This window comes from Paraglaciecola sp. (assembly GCF_030730205.1).
Taxonomy (GTDB): Bacteria; Pseudomonadota; Gammaproteobacteria; order Enterobacterales; family Alteromonadaceae; genus Paraglaciecola.
Window position 1 is genome coordinate 1 of the sequence record NZ_JANQVQ010000272.1, and the last position, 1,994, is coordinate 1,994.

Consider the following 1,994-nt stretch of genomic DNA (forward strand, 5'->3'; position numbering starts at 1 on the left):
TTTAAAAAGCACTGAGTATCTTAACGGCTCCTTGTTGTAGCAACGTTAATTTGGTTATTTAACTGGAGAATATCACAGTAGTAAAATAGCAGCCGTTCTAGACTGCTCTCTCTGGCTAGGCTGTATTAAAAAAATCACGACGAGCAACTGTAATAAGACAAACCACCGACATTAAAATATTCAGGTGGTTTGCGCTTATAATATTTGTCTTCCATTTCCTGTGATTGCTCTGCATAAGGCTGTGTCATAACGTCCTGCAGCTCTCGAACCAATGTGTAGTTTCCTGTATTTGCTTGCTGATAGGCAGGCACAACAAACCACTCTCTTAAACAATATTTAGGGTTTACAAGCTTCATTTGCCTAGAGAGTTCTGCGCGAGAACAGGGGGAATCAACATGAGCGCTGCAAATGAGCAAGTTCCATTTTGTGAGCCACGCTGACCAGCGTTTTTCTATTTCCTTTGTAGAGTTGTAAAAGCTTTTTTTGAGTGGCTCAATATCATCCGGTACAGTTGATAGCTCACGAAAGAAAATAGTGTAATCGACAGGCGTTTGCACCATAAGAGTTTGAAGCTCACTGAATAACTCTGAGTTAAATGTGCCAATGCCCAATTTTGCTGCCCACATTTTCTCCATTTTTGCTTGCATCACTTGCGAAAAGCCAAGTTGGATCGCTTCAAGCTGCTTCAAATTGTCTTGATCTGATTCAATTAAAGGCCGCAACGCAGTACAAAACATTTGGAAGTTGCGCTGTGCCGCCTCTGTTTGGTTTAAAAACGAAAAGTGGTGCCCGCCACCCGTCCATGACTGAAAGTGCGGATTGAACACATCGCAGAAACCAAAAGGCCCATAATCAAGCGTAAAGCCGCCGGCTGCGCAATTGTCGCTATTGAAATTGCCCTGACAAAAACCAACTCGGATCCAGTTGGCTATGAGAGAGGTCAGTCGCTGGCAAAACTCATCAGCCAGCAAGATCACTTTTTCGGGGAGACCCAGGGTTTTATCGATAACGGCAGCGTATTCACGCTCAATCAAGTGCAGAACAATCTGCTCGAGCTCTTCCATGGCGTTGGGGTGTTCATTGCTGCGCGCACGGCGAGCGAAAAGTTCAAGTTGCCCGACCCTGATGAATGAAGGTGCGACCCGTGTTGAGATGGCGGCTGCCTCCGATATGAAGACGTCAGGATCCCCAGATTGAGCTGTATAGGAGTACCATGGCCGATTGACTCTCTGTGTTTTCGACACATATAGACTCAGAGATCGTGAAGTAGGTACGCCAAGCGAGTGCATGTGCTCTTGGGCCAAGAACTCTCTGATACTTGAGCGCAGAACGGCACGACCATCGGCACCGCGGCAGTAAGGCGTTCGCCCACCACCTTTCAATTGCATTTCCCAGCGATGACCTTGAATGACCGCTTCAAGCACAGAAATGGCGCGGCCATCACCATATCCATTGCCGGTGCGAAACGGGCATTGCTGAGAGTATTCGGTACCAAAAATTGAAAGTGCATATCCAGTCGCCCAACCAACGTTACGCATCGGCATTGGCACCTGTGACATGTCGCCCGAAAACAAGCGAACGAAGTCAGCTGTTTCTGCCAAGCTATCAGCAAAACCGAGTTCGTGAAAAAGGTGTTTGCTGTGTGCTACATACTCAGGATCGATAAGTGGGGTAGGCTTAACGGGTACATAGTGGCCAGTGAACACTTGGCGTGGAATGTGGTCGGCTCCGTCTGTTTTTGCATGCGGATCGCAGTTGAGCGTGTCCATTAGCGAGTAATTGACCAATGTCGCGAGGTCATCGAGTGTCGCAATGCTTGGAGTGCGTGTCTGCTGGATCATTTTTAATTCTCGAATTGGCTTAGTAGCTGGATTATCTATTGTCCCTGAACCATTTCGATAAGCAAACTTTTCAAGCTTGATTATAACGGCATGGACTTGAACAAGACTCTTAAAAATTAAATCATGATTGTAAATCGATTTAAAAGCAGAAAG

At 46.3% G+C, this 1,994-nt stretch carries 1 protein-coding gene; it reads right to left on the bottom strand.

What is annotated here, in order from left to right; all coding sequences use genetic code 11:
- Positions 1-134: 134 nt before the first annotated feature.
- Positions 135-1,841, bottom strand: coding sequence for a YdiU family protein (locus NWQ57_RS17550; RefSeq protein ID WP_306023471.1), 1,707 nt, complete (start codon positions 1,839-1,841; stop codon positions 135-137).
- Positions 1,842-1,994 lie beyond the last annotated feature (153 nt).